Raw genomic sequence first — 14,879 nt, 5'->3', positions numbered from 1 at the left:
AAGCGAGGAAGCGATGCTAGAACTGGATACAGAACTGAGCCTGGCCGATTTTCGCCGGGTGGTGCGGGAAAAAGCGCCGGTGCGCCTGAGCGAGGCCGCACGGGGGCGCCTGCTGCGCTGCCGGGCCTTTGTGGAGCAGCTCGTCGAGCAAAACCAGCCGGTCTATGGCCTCAATACCGGCTTTGGCAAGCTGGCTACGGTGCGCATCGAGGCCAAAGACCTCCGGCTGCTGCAGCGCAACCTGCTGCTCTCGCACGCCATTGGGGTGGGGGAGGTGTTCCCCCCCGAGGTGGTGCGGGGGATGCTTTTGCTGCGGGCCCAGAGCCTGGCCCTGGGCTACTCCGGGGTGCGGGTGGAGGTGGTGGAGCGGCTTTTGGACTTTCTGAACCACGACCTGATTCCAGTGGTGCCCTCGCAGGGCTCGGTGGGGGCCTCGGGCGACCTGGCCCCCCTGGCCCATATGTGCCTGCCGCTGATTGGCGAGGGCGAACTGACCTACCAGGGCCAGGTGCGGCCCGCGGCGGAGGTGCTGCGGGCGGTGGGCCTGGCGCCGCTGGAGTTGCAGGCTAAAGAAGGACTGGCCCTGATCAACGGCACCCAGGCCATGGCCTCGCTGCTGGCGCTGCTGCTGCTGGATAGCGAGGTGCTGCTCAAAACCGCCGATATCGCGGTGGCCATGAGCGTGGAGGCCCTGAAGGCCAGCCACCGGCCCTTTGATGAGGCGGTGGCCCGCCTGCGCCCCCACCCCGGTATGCGGGTGACCTGCGCCAACGTGCGGCGGCTGTTGCAGGACTCCGAGATCATGCGCTCGCACCAGGACTGCGACAAGGTGCAGGATGCCTACAGCCTGCGGGCCGCCCCCCAGGTGCACGGGGCCAGCCGCGATGCGCTCGAGCACGTGCGGGCGGTGCTGCTGCGGGAACTCCAAAGCGTCACCGACAACCCCCTGATCCTGCCCGAGGAGGGCCGCACCCTCTCGGCGGGCAACTTTCACGGTCAGCCCCTGGCCCTGGCCGCCGACTACGCCGGCATGGCCCTGGCCGAACTCGCCAGCATCTCCGAGCGCCGCATCGAGCAGATGCTGAACCCCTCCCTCTCGGGCCTGCCGGCCTTCCTGGCCGAGGGCAGCGGCCTCAACTCCGGCCTGATGATCAGCCAGTACACCGCGGCGGCCCTGGTGAGCGAGAACAAGGTGCTGGCCCACCCGGCCTCGGTGGACTCGATTCCTACCAGCGCCAACCAGGAAGACCACGTCTCGATGGGCACCATCGCCTGCCGCAAGGCCCGCAGCATCTTCGAGAACACCCTCTGGGTGCTGGCCATCGAACTGGCCTCGGCGGCCCAGGCCCTCGACTTCCACGCCCCCCTGCGCCCGGGCCGGGGGGTGGAGGTGGTCTACCGTCGCATCCGGCAGGAGATTCCCCACCTCGACCGTGATCGCTACCTGAAACCCGAGCTGGGCCGCCTGTGCGAACTGATTCGTTCCGGCGAGCTGGTGCGGGTGGCTGAGCAGGCGGTGGGGGGGCTGGAATAAGCTTTGTTTTGTGGTGCTGTGTGCTCGGCTCTTATTAGCAGCGCACTAATACCCAAACAAAAGCCCGCGCCGCTTGGCCGTGCGCACCGCCCGGCTAAAGATCAAGAGGCCCAGCCCCAGGTAGCAGAGCCCGTTCAAAAAGGCCAGGCCCAGCAGGCCCCAGTCTAGGCCGGCGCCGGCGCTCATCATCTGTCGGGCCAGGTGGGCGCCAGGGGCCAGGGGTAGGAAGTAGCCCAGTTGAGCCAGCCAACCGCTGCCCTCGAGCGGCACCTGCAACAAGAAAATCAGCAGAAACTGACTGATCCCCAGGATCTGCTGCACCCGCTTGAAAAGCAGGGCCAGGCTGGCCATGGCAAAGCCCAGGCCGTAGCTGCCAATCAGTACTGTAAGAATAGGCAGCACCACCAAGGGAGGGAAGCTCAGGCGGGCCCCGGTCAGGAGCATTAGCACCAGGGCAATGCTGCCCAGCATCAGGAGATGGGTTCCCAGGCCGGCCAGGTTGCGTAGCAAAAACAGGGGAATGGGGCCGTAGGGGGTGAGGAAGAGCTGCTCGAGGGTTCCGGTCTGGGCCTCCTCCGAGAGACCAAAGGAAAGCGAGTTGTAGGCGAAGATGGTGAGCGTCCAGAGCAAAAACCCCACCAGGAGGGCCTCGGTTCGCTCGCCAAAGTCGGCCCCGGGCCCGGCCAGGAACCGGGCCCCCAAGAACAGCAGCAAGAAAAGGATGCTGAGGCTTACCACAGCCCCCACAAACTCGCTGGGGTAACGGCGCAGATACAGCCAACTGCGTTTGAACTCCACCCAGAACAGGTCAAGCACGGCCCACCACCTTCAGGAAAACCTCGAGCAGATCGGCCTCGGCCCGCGCCACCTTCTTGAGGGGTGTGGGCTTGAGGGCCTCGAGCAGCCGCCACAGCCCGTCGCTATCGCCCTGGTACACATACGGTGGCCCCTCGCCCTCGAGGCCCAGCGAGCGCAGGTGGCCGAGCTGCGCGGGTGAGAGCGGGGTTTCCGTTTCGATCAGGTAGTGCTCCCCGGCAAAGCGACCCAGCAGCTCGGGCGTGCGGCCCTCCAGCACGATGCGCCCTTGCTGGATGATGGCGATGCGGCTGGCCAGGCGCTGGGCCACCTCGAGCTGGTGGGTGGTCAGGAGGATGGCCTTGCCGGTCTGGGCCAGCTCCCGCACCATGCCTTCGACCCGCAGGGCGCTCTCCACGTCCAGCCCCAGGGTGGGCTCGTCCAGGAGCAAAAGCTCGGGGTCGTGCATCAGGGCCACCGCCAGCGAGAGCTTTTGTTGCATCCCGCGTGAAAGGTGGCGCACCTCGGTGTGGCTTTTGGCGCCAAGCTCGAGCTGCTCGAGCAAAGCCCGCGCCCGGCGCTGGGCCGCCTGGTAGCGCAGCCCACGGGCCACCCCAAAATAGACCAGGTTCTCCAGTGCGGTCATGCGCCAGTAGACGTTGCGGTTGCCTTCCAGCACCGCCCCCAGGTGGCGCAAGGCCCAGGGGTTTTGGTGAGGGCTCTGGCCCAGCAGTTGTACCTGGCCCCCATCGGGCCAGAGCAGCCCGGCCAGCATCTTGATGGTGGTGGTCTTGCCCGCCCCGTTGGGGCCCAGGAAGGCCAGCACCTCCCCCGCCGCCAGATGCAGGCTCACCCCATCCACCGCAACCAGACTGCCAAACCGTTTGCGCAGGCCGGTGGCCTCGAGCACAGCGTTCATCAGGCTTTAGATTATCATCAGACGCTTATTCAAGCCTACCAGAACCCTGCACGGCCCCTGTTCAGGTGGGGCATAGACGTGCCCTCGCAGGCTACTTTTGTCCGCGAACCCAGGTGTCTGGCAAATTCAGATGCCTACCGCAACACCCCCTGCAAAACCTGCACTACCGGCCGATCCAGGATGCCCGGAATGCGGGCCGTAAGCCCCAGGTCTACGCTCACACCCCCCAGCCCCGGCAGCCCCGACAAACCCAGGCGCAGCTCGCCCCGGTTGCGCCCATTGGGCCCGAGCCCCAGGTTGAACGCGCTCTCGGCCACGCTCCGCCCCCCAACCAGGAGGCGCAACGGGCCTTCCAGGGTAAACCCGATGGGGTTGGGGTTCTCTACCTCCAGCACCAGCCGGACGGCCAGCCCGTCCAGCCGGATCTCGACCAGGCGGATGGTGGGGAGCCGGAAGGTAAACTGGATGCGCACCTCGCGGTCCAGGAGCGTCACCGGCCCAATCGGAACCACTGCCGGGCCGAGCTGCACACGCAGCTCACCCAGGAGGCGGAAGCGGGTGCTCTGGCCGCCCACCAGGCTGGCCAGGGCGCGGGTGCCCTCCACCAGGGGCACCACCAGGCGGGTCTGGGCTTCGCGGCTGGCCCCGGCGGGGATTTCCAGAGCGGGCAGGGTCAGGCGGAATTGCGAGCCCCCCAGCTCGGCGGTGAGGGTGCTGTCCAGCAAGGGCAGGGTAAAGGAGTTGGTGTTGGTCAGGCGCAGGCGCACGTCAAACTCGCCCCGCCCGCTGAAGGGGTCTATGGAAACCAGGCTAAACTGCAACAGCTCGACCTGGGGGGCCTGGGGCCGCACCGCCTGGGGTACGCAAGCGCTTAGCAGCAAAGCCAGTCCCAACAAGAGCCACCGTGCGTATCGCTTCATGGTTGCCTCCCAGTTGAGCTTACCCAATCCGGGGCCGCACAGCGCAGATTTTTCACTAAACGGGCCTTAACCCACCGTCCAGCCCCGTTCTTTGAAGGCTTCCAGAAGGGGCTTGAAGCTGGGCCAGACCGGGCTTTCGGCGGGGTAGGGGGGGCGGGGGTAGCCTCCGGGCAGGCCCAGGTGGCGCAGGGCCTGCTTCAGGAGCACAAAGCCCCCCTGGGCCAGCATCCGGCCAAAGGGCTCGAGTTCGGCTTGCAGGGCCTGGGCCTCGGCCACCTGGCCGGCCCGCCAGAGCTCGAGCAGCTTTTTATAGGGTTTGGGGGCCAGGTTCGAGACCGCCAGAATACCCCCGTGGGCCCCGTGTGCTAAAGCCCCCAAAAAGGTGGGGGCGTGGCCGGTGTAAAGCTGGATGCCCAGGTTTTGCGAAGCGTAGAAGGCCATGCGGGCCAGCTCTCCGCTGGAGTCTTTCAGTCCTCCAATCCTGGGGTGCCGGGCCAGCTCGGCCACCACCGGCAAGGGTAGCGGGGCTTTGGTATTGGCCGGCACATGGTACAGCCAGACCTCGGCCCGGCCCATATCGGCAATCCCGCCGAAGTAGCGCAGCAGGCCGTCGGGGCCCAGGTTGGCCTCGTAGTAGCGGGGGGGTGTGACCAGCACTTTGGCCCCAAGGCGGGCGGCCTCCTCGAGGGCGATGGCGGCCTGGGCCAGGGTCTCTTCCATCAGGCCCACCATGGCGGGCTTCTGGGGGGTCTGGACGGCCAGGCCCGCCGCCCGCTCCTCGCGGGTCAGGTGGACGCCCTCGCCGTTGGAGCCGTAGAACAGCAGCCCGTCCACATGGGGTTCGATGGCCTGGGCCAGTTCGCGAAAGGCTGCGGTGTCGAGGTGGCCGTTTACATCGAAGGGGGTGGGTAGGGGAGGAATTATCATAACGACCTTTTATTGCCAGGCGATTGTATCGCAAGAAATGGCTTAACTGGAAAAAGCCGGTCTACCTTCAGGGTTTCTGGCCCGATATACTGAGCTTTGTGCAGCGCTTGCTTGACCAGGCCGCAGGATTGATACGCGATGCCCGGGAGGCTTCGCCCGAACAGGCGGTGGACGTGCTAAAAGAAGCGGTGGCTTTGCTGGAAGTGGCCCGCCCTTCCAGGGAGCGCGATGGCATGATGGCCCTGGCCTACCTGCGGTTGGCGCAACTACAGCGTCAACTGGACAAGCGCAATGAAGCTGAGCGTTTTTTCATGCTGGGTTATAGCTATGCCCGCAGCTCGAGGCAGGAGCGGGTACGCCGGTTGGCAGAGAAGCTCAATCGCGAATTTGTGAGCCAGCGCCAGGGATAAGAAGCCGGCAAGTCGATACACTGCTCGAGGGCTGCCAAAGCCCCGACCAAAGATGCCAAACGCGCTTGTGCATGGTGGGGTGATCCCCACAGAGACAGACGGTCAGGTACGCTGTTCACCTGCGATGCGATCCCTTTTGGAGTTTGCTGTGCGCATGCGGGGGCTGTGGGTTTTTGAGGGATGCAGGCCAAAACGATAAAGGAGGGTTTTTAGATGGGAGAGTTGCTAGGAGACATCGCCGCTGCGCTCATTGCGCTTTCGGGGCTGGCGGTGGTGGTGGGGGTTATCTTCATCAAGCGTGGGGATCGGGTCTGGCATCCCCGGGTGATGCTGCTGGCTACCGTGCTGGCGGCCCTGTTTTTGGTGTTTTACCTGCTTAAGTGGGGGTTGTACGGCACCACCCGCTACGTCGGGCCCGAGGAGTGGCGCGGTGCCTACTATGCCTTGCTAATCAGCCACACCATCCTGGCCGCCCTGAACGGCCCACTGGTCTTGTGGTTGCTCTACAACGCCTTCAAGCAGCGTTTTGCTATCCATAAGGCCTGGGCCCGCTGGACGGTGCCGGTCTGGTTGTATGTGGCGGTGACGGGCTGGGTGATTGACCTGGTGCTCAAGCGCTACGGGGAGTCGGCGGGGGGGATTGGTTTTTAGCCCCGGCCTGTTGCGGCTGACCGCGCCTCTGTACTGAAATTGACCTGGGCTGTCTAGCGCCTGCCCCAGGCCTCGAGCACAATCTGACCATTCACAACCCTGGCCCGCTCGGGGTTGCGCGCGCCGGCCTCGCCGGCAGGGGCCTGGGCCACATGGTGGGCGATACGGATCTGCTTGGCCTCCAGGCTCATGGCCCAGATGGCGGCCTCTTCCTGGCCGGTGGCCCCGGCGTGGGCCAGGCCGCGCAGCTTGCCCACCACGATGATGTCGCCAGCGGCCACCACTTCGGCCCCGGCGTTGACGTCGCCCAGGATGACCAGCGTACCCGGCGACTCGATGCGCACGCCCGAGCGAACGGTCTGGTCAATCACCTCGGTGTAGGGGATGTACTTCTCGCCCCGCGGCGGCCTGAGCTGCAAGCCCCGCTCGCGTCCGAGCTCGAGCAGGGCCTCCAGCACCCCCTGGCCCACCACCCCGGCCACCTCGACCTCGAGGGGCAGCGGGGGCAGGTCGGCCAGGGCTTTGTGCAGCAGTTCCGGGGTTTCGTTGCCGTCGAGCCGGAGGGCCAGGGCGTTTAGGGTCGCACGAATCCGCATGCAAGGCAGTTATACCAGAAAGCCTAGCGGTTGGCGATGTGGATGGCCTGGCGGTGCAGGTGCTCGGCGGCCTCCATGATGCCCTCGGAGAGCGTGGGGTGGGCGTGCACGGTGAGGCCCACGTCGGTCACGGTGGCGCCCATCTCCAGGGCCAGGGCGATCTCGGCGATCATGTCGGAAGCGTTGGGGCCCACGATATGTCCCCCCAGCAACAGGTCGGTCTCGGCGTCGCCGATGAGCTTGATCAGGCCGTCGGTGGCTTCCAGGGTCATGGCCCGGCCCGAGGCCGAGAGCGGAAACTTGCCCACCTTGACCTTGTAGCCGGCCTTGGTGGCCTCTTCCTCGGTCAGGCCCACTGCGGCCCACTCGGGGCTGGTGTAGACCACGTTGGGAATCTGGTAGTCCATCACCGCGTTGCCCCCGGCGGCGTTCTCAGCGGCAATCAGGCCCTCCTTCATGGCTTTGTGGGCCAGCAGGGGCGGGCGGGTGACGTCGCCGATGGCGTAGATGCCAGGTACGTTGGTCTCCATTTTTTCGTTGGTGGGGATGTAACCGCGCTCGTCTACCACCACCCCGATGGCCTCGAGGCCCAGCCCCTTGCCCCGCGGCCGGCGCCCGGTGGCCACCAGAATCTTGTCCACCACCAGCGTTTCCTGCTGGCCGGTCTGGGTGTGCTCGAGGGTGACGTGCAGGCCATCTTTCTTGCGCTCGACCTTTACGCCTTTGGTGTGGGTTTTGATATGGATGCCCTGCTTGCCCAGGATTTTAGCCAAGAGGCCCGCAGTCTCGGGGTCGGCGGCGGGCAGAATCTGGCCCATGAACTCGATCACCGTGACCTCGGCCCCCATGCGCTTGTAGACCTGGGCGAACTCGAGCCCAATCGCACCCCCCCCGATGCAGAGCATCCGCTTGGGGAACTTATCCTCGACGCGCAGGGCCCCGGTGGAGTCCACGATGTCTTTCTGATCCACCTCGAAGCCCGGCAGGGTGTTGGGCTCCGAGCCGGTAGCCACGATGAAGGTCTTGCCCTGGATACGCTCGCCGCCTACCTCGATGGTGTTTTTATCAACAAACCTGGCAAAGCCGGTTTTCAGGTCGACCTTGTTGCCCTTCAAAAGCTGTGAAACCCCGCCGGTCAGCTTCTTGACGATGCCGTCGCGCCAGCCACCCAGCTTTTTCAGGTCGAGCCTGGCCTCCTTAACTTCCAGACCGAAGGCGCTGGCATGCTTGGTGCCTTCCAGCTCTTCGGCAGCATGCAGGAGCGCCTTGGTGGGGATGCAGCCCACGTTCAGGCAGACCCCCCCCACGTGCTCGGCCTCCACGGCCAGCACCTTCTTGCCGAGCTGGGCGGCCCGGATGGCCGCGTGGTAGCCGCCAGGGCCGGTTCCAATCACGATAACGTCGTAGATGGTGGACATAGATACCCCATTCTAGTCAGGCTAGGTGTGAAAAACAAAATCCGCAGAGCGAAAAACTACAGGGCTTCCAGGAAGAGCCGTTCGGGTTTCTCCAGGAGCCGGATGACCTCTTTGGTGAAGCGGGCCGCCTCGGCCCCGTCTACCAGCCGATGGTCGAAGGAGAGCGAGAGGTACATCATCTGCCGCACCACAATTTCGTCGCGCTCGCCAACCACCGGGCGCTTCTGGATGGAGTGCACACCCAGGATGGCAGCGTCCGGCACGTTGATGATGGGGAAACTGAACAGCGCCCCAATCGAGCCGATGTTGGTGATGCTGAAGGTGGAGCCGCTTACCTCCTCCGGGGTCAGCTTGCCGCTGCGGGCTTTCTCGGCCAGCTCGTTAATCTCGCGGGCAATCTGCAGCAGGCTTTTGCGCTCCACGTCCCGCACCACCGGCACAATCAGGCCATTTTCGGCGGCCACGGCCATGCCGATATTAACGTAGTGCTTGAGCACCACCTCCTGCCTTGCCTCGTCCAGCGAGCTGTTGAGGGCCGGGAATTTTTTGAGCGCCACCGCCACCGCCTTGAAAATGAAGGGCAGGTAGCTGAGCCTGACCCCCTGGGCTTCGGCCTCGAGCTTGAGCCGGTTGCGCAGGGCCACCAGCTCGGTCATGTCCACCTCGTCCACCGAGAGGGTGCGCACCGTGTAAAGGTGCGAGGCCATCATCTGCTGGGCGATGGCCCGGCGCAGGCCGCGCAGGGGTACGCGGGTCTCGAGCTCCTCGTAGCCCTTGGGGGTCTTGTACTGCACCGGCGCCAGGCCCAGCAGGGGCGCACCGCGCTCGGATGCCGAAGGTGCGGCAACGGGCGGTGTGGCACGGCTTTTTTGCTCGGCGTAGGCCTTCACGTCCTCCACCCGCACCCGCCCGTTGGGCCCCGAACCCGGTATCTGGGCGATGTCCAGCCCCAGCTCGCGGGCCAGCTTGCGGGCCGCCGGCACCGCGATCACCCGTCCGTGGGCCTGAACCGTGGCAGCGCTTGGCCCCGATGCCAGCGGCGCGGCTTTGGTGAAGGGGTTTTTGACCTGCTCTGGCTTGTTATCCGGTTTGAACAACGAGAGGCTGGCCCCGTCGTCTTCTGCCACCTGGCCCGGCTCCACAATGGAGCGCTCTTCCTGGGCTTGCAGGCTGGGCGCCGGGGCGGGCTTTTTATCGCTAACCACCGCGCTTACCTCCCCAGGCTCGGCAATCAGGGCGATGGGGGCGTGCACCGGCACCACCTGCCCCTCCTTGACCAGCTTTTGCAGCAGCACCCCTTCGTAGGGACTCGGTAGCTCCACCGTGACCTTGTCGGTCATGACCTCCACAAAAGGCTGGTCTTTTTTCAAGGCATCGCCTTCATTCACCAGCCACCGCAGAATTTCACCTTCCACCACCGACTCTGCCAGCTCGGGCAGCACCACTTCTTTAGGCATGCTTCCTCCCTAATAGTCCAGTAGACGTTTGGCTGCAGCCAGGATACGGGTAACGGTTGGCATGTAGAGCTTATCCTGCGCCAGCGGGTAAGGGGTGTCGAACCCGGTGACCCGCAGGGGCGGGGCCAGCAGTTGGTCGAAGAGTTCTTCCGAAACGGTAGCGGTAACCTCCGAGGCGATGCTGGCCGTGCGCGGCGCTTCGGAGATCATCAGCAGGCGGCCGGTTTTGGCCACCGAGGCTAGTACCGTTTCTTTGTCCCAGGGCATCACCGTGCGCAGGTCGATCACCTCGGGGTCAAGGCCCGCGGCCGCCATCTCCTCGGCGGCTTTGAGGGTCTCGACCATCGGCCCCCCGTAGGAAACCAGAGTGATGTCCCGGCCCTCCCGGCGAACCGCCGCCTTGCCGATGGGCAGCAGAAAGTCGTCGGCGGGTACCTCTTCTTTTACCGCCCGGTACAGGCGCTTAGGCTCCATGAAGACCACCGGGTCGTCGTTGCGAATGGCCGCCTTCAGGAGCCCTTTGGCGTCGTAAGGGGTCGAGACCACAATGACCTTCAGGCCGGCGGTATGGGCAAAGTGGGCTTCCGGGCTTTGCGAGTGGTGGTGCCCGCCCTTCACGCCGCCGCCGGTGGGCATGCGCACCACCATGGGCGCGCTGAACTGGCCGCCCGAACGGTAACGCAGTTTGGCGGCCTGAGAAAAAAGCTGGTCGATGCCGGGGAACACGTAGTCAGCAAACTGAATTTCGGCCACCGGGCGCATCCCGTGCGCGGCCAGCCCCACCGCCGCCCCGATAATGGCGGCCTCCGAGAGGGGGGTGTCCATCACCCGGTCGGGGCCGTATTTTTGCTGGAGGCCCTCGGTAGCCAGGAACACCCCGCCCCGTTTGCCCACGTCTTCGCCTAGCAACATCACGCGTTCGTCGCGGTTCATCTCTTCGTCCAGGGCCGCATTTATGGCCTGGATCAGGGTCATGGTTGGCATATATCCTCCGCTTTCAGGACTGCAGTTCCTCTGCTACCAGGCGCCGCTGTTCCTCCAGGTGCCAGGGGCGGGCGGCGAACACGTCGTCGAACATCTCGAGCGGGTCGGGTTCACCGGCCTGCAGGGCTTCTTGCAGGGCGGCCTCGAGGGCCTTGGAGATTTCCAGCCGCAGCTCGTTGGCCCACTGGGCATCCCACAGGCCCTGTTGCTCCAGGAACCGCTGGTAGCGTTGCAAGGGGTCTTGCTGGCGCTCGGCGGCCAGTTCCTCGCGCGAACGGTAGCGGCTGTCGTCGTCGGCGGAGGAGTGGGCCCCAAAGCGGTGCACCACCAGCTCCACCAGGCTGGGCCCCTGGCCGGCTCGAGCCCGCTCGATGGCTTCCTGCATCACAAAGTAGCTGGCCAGCACGTCCAGACCGTCCACGTAGTAGCCGGGCATGCCATAGGCCTGGGCCTTGATGGCGATGTTTTCTGAGGCGGTCTGCTTGGAGATGTTCACGCTGATGGCGTAGCGGTTGTTTTCACAGACGAACACCGCCGGGGCCTGCTGCACAGCGGCAAAGTTGATGCCGGCGTGCCAGTCCCCCTCGCTGGTGGCCCCGTCGCCGAAGGTGCAGACCGCCACCTGGCCGGTGCGGCGCAGCTTCATGCTCAGGGCCGCCCCGGTCGCAGGCGGGATGTGCGAAGCGATGGCCGAACAGACCGTGAACACATTGAGGGCCTTGCTGCCAGGGTGCGAGGGCATCTGGCGGCCCTTGGCCGGGTCGGCGGCGTTGCCTAGGGTCTGGCCGAAAATTTCCACCAGTGGCACCCCCAGCGCCAGCACCAGCCCCATGTCGCGGTAGTAGGGAAAGAGCCAGTCGTGGCCTTTGCGCAGGGCATGGGCAATGCCCACCTGGGCGGCCTCGTGGCCGGCGTGGGGGGCGATAAAGCTGGTCTTGCCGGTGCGAATCAGAATGACCAGTTTTTCATCCAGCAGCCGGGCGGCCAGCATATCGCGGTAGAAGCGTTGCAGCCGATCGGGCGGCAGCCCGTGCTCAAACGGGGCGATCCAGCGGCCCTGCTGGTCTATCAGCCGGATGGGCTCGCTGCTGAAGGGTTGGAAGCGTACTTTTTCCTGAATCATGCTGCCTCCTGGCTTACCGGGGTGGCCGGCTTGCCTCTTCTGCGGGGCCTTGGGTAAAGGCCCTCGAGCGCGGGTCGCCCTGGGTAAGGGCTTCCGCGGGGAACCACCCGGCCCAAGCAAAAGACCCCCTGGATGGGAGGTCGCTAAGGCTTTGGTATACCGGGCCAAAGGTTTTGGGTGCGCCCAATCCTGCCACCGGTTCTAGGCGCGTCTCCATAGGAACCTCTTGGTACCCAAGATTATAGCCGGTTTCGGGCCAGCTCAATTTGGGTGGGGTCAGGATGTGGCCGGTAGCACGCCTTCTGCAGGCCATGCGGCTGATGGAGCCTGGGATGCCATAGACTGACCCCTGGGGCGGGTATGAAGCTGAGGATCTGTGTAATCGGCAAACCCAGACTGCCATACGCCAGGGCGGGTCTGGCAGAGTATGAGAAACGCCTGGAGCGCTACACGCGGCTCGAGCTCCTCTACCTCAAGGAAGGCCCCCAGGCCCAGGAGGGGCAGCGCCTGCTGGAGGCCTCCGAGGGCTACCGTCGGGTGGTGCTGGATGAGCGGGGGCAGATGGTGGACACACAGGCCCTCAGAGCCCGCCTGGAAAGCTGGGAGATGCAGGCCGAGAAAGGGGTGGCCTTCCTGATTGGGGGCGCCGAGGGCCACGCCCAGGCTGTGCGCGACCGGGCCGACTGGGTTCTGGCCCTATCCAGGCTTACCTTGCAGCACGAGCTGGCCCTGGTGGTTTTGCTCGAGCAGCTTTACCGCATCGAGACGCTCAAGCGCGGCGAGCCTTACCACCGCTAGCGGGTGGGGTAGCCCATCTGCCGCAGCCACTTCTCGCGGGTGAAGGTGGTGGAAAGAACGGGCTCGAGGACGATGTCAATACTGCTGGCATCGGGCATCACATAGGCGATATTGCCGTTCGCCCGGTACCACCCGAACAGGTCGCCCTCGTCCTGGGTGCCGTTGTTGTTGACATCCTTCCAGGCCGAGATGCGGTAGCCCACCAGCCCGCTGGTAGAAAGGCCGGTGCGGGTGTAGGGGGCCTGGGTGCCGCTCTGGTTGATGGGGGTGGGGTTGAAATCGAGCAGCAGGCTGAGCGTGGGGGTCTCGCGCAGCACCGCGTCAAAGTAGATGCGGGTGCCCTGGATACTCTGGGCGGGTGGAGGGGTGGTCGGGGGCTGCTGCACGCTGAGGGTGATGCGGGTCTCGGCCTCCACGGTCTGCCCGCCCACGCTGGCGCTGCCCCGCACCACCAGGGTGTAGGTGCCGGGGGTGCTGCCAGCCGGGATGTTCAGGGTGGTGCTGTTGCCTGCAACCGGGCTGGGCGGATTAAAGCTCGGGGTGGTGCCGGCTGGCTGCCCGGTTACGCTGAGGGCAACCGCCTCTGTAAAGTTGGTGCGGGCAATGCGCAGGGTGACCTGGGCGCTCTGGTCGGTGTTCAGGCTCAGGGCGTTGGGGCTGGCCGAGAGCACCAGAGAACGTGGGGGTGGGGTGTTGAGTCGCTCCAGGGCCGCCCTGGCATCCAGCAGGCCGGCGCCGCACTCGCTCCCGCTGGGCCGGTTGCACTGGGTCGCAGTCAAGGGCTTGACGGTCTCCTTCAGCAGGCTGATGGCCTCGGCGGCGGTGAGGGTGGGTTTCTTGCTTTTCATAAGGGCCAGCACACCCGCCACGTGGGGGGCGGCCATAGAAGTGCCGGCTTTGCCGCCGTACTGGCCGCTCGCCAGGGTGCTCACCACCTGCAGCCCGTCCGGTTCACCCCCTGGCGCCATCAGGTCAATGCGGCTGCCGTAGTTGGAGTACGAGGCGCGGTTGCCGGCAGCATTGGTCGCCCCCACCGTGATCACCCCGCTGCACCCCGCGGGGCTGAAGGTGCTGGCATCCGCATTGGAGTTGCCCGCCGCCACCACGATCAGGGCCCCGGCGTTGCTGGCCTCGTTGATGGCCTGCTGGAGGGCCGGGGCGTTGGTGCAGGCCACGGGCCCCCCCAGCGACATATTGATGACCTTGGCCGGGTTGGGGTTGGCAGGAACCCCGGCCACGCTCAGACCGGCGGCCCAGCGCAGGGCGTCGGCCACGTCGGCCAGGGTGCCGCTGCCCCCGCTCAGGGCGCGCACCGGAAGCAGCCGGGCCCCCCAGGCCACCCCCGCCACCCCCAGGCCGTTGTTGGTCGCCGCGGCGACCGTGCCGGTGACGTGGTTGCCGTGGTAGTCGCTGCCGGGCGCGGTGTCTTCAGGGTTGCCATCCCGCCCATCGCCGTCGCCCGAGTTGGTAGCATCGGAGTAAAAATCGTAGCCGGGCAGCAGTTTTCCGGCCAGGTCGGGATGGCCGGCCACCACCCCCCCGTCAATCACCGCCACTGTGACCGGGTTGGAGCTGCCGGTCTCGAGGTTCCAGGCCTGGGGCAGCCCGATGGCCTCGTAGTGCCAGCGCTGATCGGCGTACAAGGGGTCGTTGGGCGTGGCCTGGGCAAAAAGCAGGTAGTTGGGGTGGGCAAAGGCCACATCGCTGCGGCGTTGCAGCTCGGCCAGCACGGCCAGGGTCTCGGCCCGGCTCAGGCCGGCCCGGTACAGGAAGGTGCGCTCGAGGCCCAGCGGCCTGACCTGCTGAAGCTCCACCCCTGCTGCCGAGAGCTTGCTTAGCGATTGCAGGCTCACCTGCGGCTTGAACTGCACGATCAGCTCCCCTTCCACGAAAGGCGCCGACGGGTCGGCGGATGGCAGCGCGGTTTGCAGGGAAATGCGAACCGTTCCGCTGATGGTGCCGTTGCCGGGTGGCGGGGGTGCGGGGGGCTCGAGCACCGTCACGCTAACCGAGGCCGATTTGCTGGAGTCGGCCACGCTACGGGCCGTAATGGTGGCGGTACCGGCGGATTGCCCTTCCACCAGTCCGTTGTTCACGCTGGCTACAGCCGGATTGCTACTAGACCAGGTGACGGCGGTGTTGGTGGTGTTGGTTACGGTAGCCACAACCTGTCGTTGCTGACCAATGTCCAACGAGAAATTCCCGCTGGGATTAAGGCTTATCGAGATGTTGGACGGCGGGGGTGCGGGGGGTTGGTTCGGACAGGCGGTGAGTACCAGCACGAGCAGGCCAAGCCAGAGAATGCGCGGCATAGGCTTAGCATATCGGTTGGGCTGGCACAGGCTAT

Annotated in this window: 14 protein-coding genes; 4 read left to right on the top strand and 10 right to left on the bottom strand. The window is 65.7% G+C overall.

Annotation, left to right across the window (positions count from 1 at the left end):
- The first annotated feature begins 13 nt into the window (after positions 1-13).
- On the top strand, positions 14-1,534 hold the full coding sequence (gene hutH, locus MRUB_RS11745) for a histidine ammonia-lyase (RefSeq protein WP_013014580.1): 1,521 nt from the start codon (positions 14-16) through the stop codon (positions 1,532-1,534).
- A gap of 45 nt (positions 1,535-1,579) precedes the next feature.
- Here hutH and MRUB_RS11740 read toward each other — a convergent pair whose 3' ends face one another.
- The 4 genes from MRUB_RS11740 to MRUB_RS11725 all read right to left on the bottom strand — a co-directional run bounded on the left by MRUB_RS11740 (position 1,580) and on the right by MRUB_RS11725 (position 5,095).
- Positions 1,580-2,350, bottom strand: a complete 771-nt coding sequence (locus MRUB_RS11740) for an ABC transporter permease (RefSeq protein WP_013014579.1) — start codon at positions 2,348-2,350, stop codon at positions 1,580-1,582.
- Complete coding sequence (locus MRUB_RS11735) at positions 2,343-3,248, bottom strand: ABC transporter ATP-binding protein (RefSeq protein WP_013014578.1); 906 nt, start codon at positions 3,246-3,248, stop codon at positions 2,343-2,345. Before MRUB_RS11735 ends, MRUB_RS11740 begins: the two co-directional genes overlap by 8 nt.
- Positions 3,249-3,382: 134 nt before the next feature.
- The gene (locus tag MRUB_RS11730) at positions 3,383-4,168 is read right to left on the bottom strand and encodes a hypothetical protein (RefSeq protein ID WP_013014577.1); all 786 of its coding nucleotides are present in this window, start codon (positions 4,166-4,168) and stop codon (positions 3,383-3,385) included.
- A 66-nt stretch (positions 4,169-4,234) separates the two neighbouring features.
- Positions 4,235-5,095, bottom strand: a complete 861-nt coding sequence (locus tag MRUB_RS11725) for a dihydrodipicolinate synthase family protein (protein ID WP_013014576.1) — start codon at positions 5,093-5,095, stop codon at positions 4,235-4,237.
- 98 nt (positions 5,096-5,193) lie between these two features.
- On the opposite strand from MRUB_RS11725, the gene MRUB_RS11720 reads away from it, so the two are divergent.
- Together MRUB_RS11720 and MRUB_RS11715 are read left to right on the top strand one after the other, a co-directional pair.
- Positions 5,194-5,505 carry a hypothetical protein gene (locus MRUB_RS11720; protein ID WP_235438220.1) on the top strand — a complete coding sequence of 104 codons (312 nt, stop codon included), beginning with the start codon at positions 5,194-5,196 and terminating at the stop codon, positions 5,503-5,505.
- Between the two features lie 213 nt (positions 5,506-5,718).
- Entirely contained in the window at positions 5,719-6,156 is a 438-nt protein-coding gene (locus MRUB_RS11715; protein ID WP_013014574.1) for a DUF420 domain-containing protein, read from the top strand.
- 53 nt (positions 6,157-6,209) lie between these two features.
- Here the strand turns inward: MRUB_RS11715 and minC are convergent, their stop codons facing one another.
- The 5 genes from minC to MRUB_RS11690 are packed head-to-tail and all read right to left on the bottom strand — an operon-like array spanning position 6,210 to position 11,734.
- Complete coding sequence (minC, locus tag MRUB_RS11710) at positions 6,210-6,752, bottom strand: septum site-determining protein MinC (RefSeq protein WP_013014573.1); 543 nt, start codon at positions 6,750-6,752, stop codon at positions 6,210-6,212.
- A gap of 23 nt (positions 6,753-6,775) precedes the next feature.
- The gene (lpdA, locus tag MRUB_RS11705; RefSeq protein WP_013014572.1) at positions 6,776-8,170 is read right to left on the bottom strand and encodes a dihydrolipoyl dehydrogenase; all 1,395 of its coding nucleotides are present in this window, start codon (positions 8,168-8,170) and stop codon (positions 6,776-6,778) included.
- Between the two features lie 56 nt (positions 8,171-8,226).
- Positions 8,227-9,627, bottom strand: coding sequence for a dihydrolipoamide acetyltransferase family protein (locus tag MRUB_RS11700; protein ID WP_013014571.1), 1,401 nt, complete (start codon positions 9,625-9,627; stop codon positions 8,227-8,229).
- Between the two features lie 9 nt (positions 9,628-9,636).
- Entirely contained in the window at positions 9,637-10,611 is a 975-nt protein-coding gene (locus MRUB_RS11695; protein ID WP_013014570.1) for an alpha-ketoacid dehydrogenase subunit beta, read from the bottom strand.
- 13 nt (positions 10,612-10,624) lie between these two features.
- Positions 10,625-11,734 carry a thiamine pyrophosphate-dependent dehydrogenase E1 component subunit alpha gene (locus MRUB_RS11690; protein ID WP_013014569.1) on the bottom strand — a complete coding sequence of 370 codons (1,110 nt, stop codon included), beginning with the start codon at positions 11,732-11,734 and terminating at the stop codon, positions 10,625-10,627.
- A gap of 360 nt (positions 11,735-12,094) precedes the next feature.
- Between MRUB_RS11690 and MRUB_RS11685 the strand changes: the two genes are divergently transcribed.
- Positions 12,095-12,532, top strand: coding sequence for a 23S rRNA (pseudouridine(1915)-N(3))-methyltransferase RlmH (locus MRUB_RS11685; protein WP_013014568.1), 438 nt, complete (start codon positions 12,095-12,097; stop codon positions 12,530-12,532).
- On the opposite strand, the gene MRUB_RS11680 is transcribed toward MRUB_RS11685, so the two are convergent.
- Positions 12,529-14,844, bottom strand: coding sequence for a S8 family serine peptidase (locus MRUB_RS11680; RefSeq protein WP_013014567.1), 2,316 nt, complete (start codon positions 14,842-14,844; stop codon positions 12,529-12,531). The genes MRUB_RS11685 and MRUB_RS11680 overlap by 4 nt on opposite strands.
- Positions 14,845-14,879: the final 35 nt, after the last annotated feature.

Origin of the sequence: Meiothermus ruber DSM 1279 (assembly GCF_000024425.1) — a bacterium.
Classification (GTDB): domain Bacteria; phylum Deinococcota; class Deinococci; order Deinococcales; family Thermaceae; genus Meiothermus; species Meiothermus ruber.
This window is presented reverse-complemented; position numbering and strand designations above follow the sequence as displayed.